Origin of the sequence: Pseudomonas sp. SWRI50, assembly GCF_014269095.1 — a bacterium.
In the GTDB taxonomy this organism is placed as follows: domain Bacteria; phylum Pseudomonadota; class Gammaproteobacteria; order Pseudomonadales; family Pseudomonadaceae; genus Aquipseudomonas; species Aquipseudomonas kermanshahensis.
Genome location: NZ_JABWRW010000051.1, coordinates 1 through 3,333 on the forward strand (window position 1 = coordinate 1; position 3,333 = coordinate 3,333).

The window sequence follows — 3,333 nt, forward strand, 5'->3', positions numbered from 1 at the left end:
GCGCAGATAGGGGTTTTGCGAAATGAATCTTGACGATGACCTACTCTCACATGGGGAAACCCCACACTACCATCGGCGATGCATCGTTTCACTACTGAGTTCGGGATGGGATCAGGTGGTTCCAATGCTCTATGGTCGTCAAGAAATTCTGTAGCCAGAATGTCCAGATGGACAGCCCAGCGAATTCGGATATGCGATTTTGTGGTTACGAACTTTCGGGGCTTTCGTCTTCACCACCGCAATTCGCGCTAGCAAATTGCTTGGGTGTTATATGGTCAAGCCTCACGGGCAATTAGTATTGGTTAGCTCAACGCCTCACAGCGCTTACACACCCAACCTATCAACGTCGTAGTCTTCGACGGCCCTTTAGGGGATTCAAGATCCCAGTGAGATCTCATCTTGAGGCAAGTTTCCCGCTTAGATGCTTTCAGCGGTTATCTCTTCCGAACATAGCTACCCGGCAATGCCACTGGCGTGACAACCGGAACACCAGAGGTTCGTCCACTCCGGTCCTCTCGTACTAGGAGCAGCCCCTCTCAAATCTCAAACGTCCACGGCAGATAGGGACCGAACTGTCTCACGACGTTCTAAACCCAGCTCGCGTACCACTTTAAATGGCGAACAGCCATACCCTTGGGACCGGCTTCAGCCCCAGGATGTGATGAGCCGACATCGAGGTGCCAAACACCGCCGTCGATATGAACTCTTGGGCGGTATCAGCCTGTTATCCCCGGAGTACCTTTTATCCGTTGAGCGATGGCCCTTCCATACAGAACCACCGGATCACTAAGACCTACTTTCGTACCTGCTCGACGTGTTTGTCTCGCAGTCAAGCGCGCTTTTGCCTTTATACTCTACGACCGATTTCCGACCGGTCTGAGCGCACCTTCGTACTCCTCCGTTACTCTTTGGGAGGAGACCGCCCCAGTCAAACTACCCACCATACACTGTCCTCGATCCGGATAACGGACCTGAGTTAGAACCTCAAAGTTGCCAGGGTGGTATTTCAAGGATGGCTCCATGAGAACTGGCGTCCCCACTTCAAAGCCTCCCACCTATCCTACACAAGCAAATTCAAAGTCCAGTGCAAAGCTATAGTAAAGGTTCACGGGGTCTTTCCGTCTAGCCGCGGATACACTGCATCTTCACAGCGATTTCAATTTCACTGAGTCTCGGGTGGAGACAGCGCCGCCATCGTTACGCCATTCGTGCAGGTCGGAACTTACCCGACAAGGAATTTCGCTACCTTAGGACCGTTATAGTTACGGCCGCCGTTTACCGGGGCTTCGATCAAGAGCTTCGCTTGCGCTAACCCCATCAATTAACCTTCCGGCACCGGGCAGGCGTCACACCCTATACGTCCACTTTCGTGTTTGCAGAGTGCTGTGTTTTTAATAAACAGTCGCAGCGGCCTGGTATCTTCGACCGGCATGGGCTTACGGAGCAAGTCCTTAACCCTCGCCGGCGCACCTTCTCCCGAAGTTACGGTGCCATTTTGCCTAGTTCCTTCACCCGAGTTCTCTCAAGCGCCTTGGTATTCTCTACCTAACCACCTGTGTCGGTTTGGGGTACGGTTCCCAGTTATCTGAAGCTTAGGAGCTTTTCTTGGAAGCATGGCATCAACCACTTCGTCGCCTAAAGGCAACTCGTCATCAGCTCTCGGCCTTGAGATCCCGGATTTGCCTAAGATCTCAGCCTACCACCTTAAACTTGGACAACCAACGCCAAGCTGGCCTAGCCTTCTCCGTCCCTCCATCGCAATAACTGGAAGTACAGGAATATTAACCTGTTTTCCATCGACTACGCTTTTCAGCCTCGCCTTAGGGACCGACTAACCCTGCGTCGATTAACGTTGCGCAGGAAACCTTGGTCTTTCGGCGTGGGAGTTTTTCACTCCCATTGTCGTTACTCATGTCAGCATTCGCACTTCTGATACCTCCAGCAAGCTTCTCAACTCACCTTCACAGGCTTACAGAACGCTCCTCTACCGCATCACCAAAAGGTGATACCCGTAGCTTCGGTGCATGGTTTGAGCCCCGTTACATCTTCCGCGCAGGCCGACTCGACTAGTGAGCTATTACGCTTTCTTTAAAGGGTGGCTGCTTCTAAGCCAACCTCCTAGCTGTCTAAGCCTTCCCACATCGTTTCCCACTTAACCATGACTTTGGGACCTTAGCTGACGGTCTGGGTTGTTTCCCTTTTCACGACGGACGTTAGCACCCGCCGTGTGTCTCCCATGCTCGGCACTTGTAGGTATTCGGAGTTTGCATCGGTTTGGTAAGTCGGGATGACCCCCTAGCCGAAACAGTGCTCTACCCCCTACAGTGATACATGAGGCGCTACCTAAATAGCTTTCGAGGAGAACCAGCTATCTCCGAGCTTGATTAGCCTTTCACTCCGATCCACAGGTCATCCGCTAACTTTTCAACGGTAGTCGGTTCGGTCCTCCAGTCAGTGTTACCTAACCTTCAACCTGCCCATGGATAGATCGCCCGGTTTCGGGTCTATACCCAGCGACTAAACGCCCTATTAAGACTCGCTTTCGCTACGCCTCCCCTATTCGGTTAAGCTCGCCACTGAATATAAGTCGCTGACCCATTATACAAAAGGTACGCAGTCACCTAACAAAGTAGGCTCCCACTGCTTGTACGCATACGGTTTCAGGATCTATTTCACTCCCCTCTCCGGGGTTCTTTTCGCCTTTCCCTCACGGTACTAGTTCACTATCGGTCAGTCAGTAGTATTTAGCCTTGGAGGATGGTCCCCCCATATTCAGACAAAGTTTCTCGTGCTCCGTCCTACTCGATTTCATTGATAAGAGATTTTCGTGTACGGGGCTATCACCCACTATGGCCGCACTTTCCAGAGCGTTCCACTAATCTCAAACCAACTTAAGGGCTGGTCCCCGTTCGCTCGCCACTACTAAGGGAATCTCGGTTGATTTCTTTTCCTCAGGGTACTTAGATGTTTCAGTTCCCCTGGTTCGCCTCTTGCACCTATGTATTCAGTACAAGATACTCAGCTTATGCTGAGTGGGTTCCCCCATTCAGAGATCTCTGGATCACAGTCTGTTTGCCGACTCCCCAAAGCTTATCGCAGGCTACCACGTCTTTCATCGCCTCTGACTGCCAAGGCATCCACCGTATGCGCTTCTTCACTTGACCATATAACCCCAAGCAATCTGGTTATACTGTGAAGACGACATTCGCCGAAAATTCGTTTTGCTCTTTCGAGCCCACAAATTTTACCTTAGCCTGATCCACTACCAGTGAAAGTAGTGTTCAGTCTATTTCTATCACATATCCGAATTTTTAAAGAACGATCTGACAAAAG

2 rRNA genes are annotated in these 3,333 nt (G+C 51.1%); both read right to left on the bottom strand.

The annotated features are described in order from the left end of the window. Positions 1 to 27: 27 nt before the first annotated feature. A 5S ribosomal RNA gene (rrf, locus tag HU750_RS26855) occupies positions 28 to 143 on the bottom strand. A gap of 128 nt (positions 144 to 271) precedes the next feature. Continuing rightward, positions 272 to 3,164 (bottom strand): 23S ribosomal RNA (locus HU750_RS26860). Between the last annotated feature and the right edge of the window lie 169 nt (positions 3,165 to 3,333).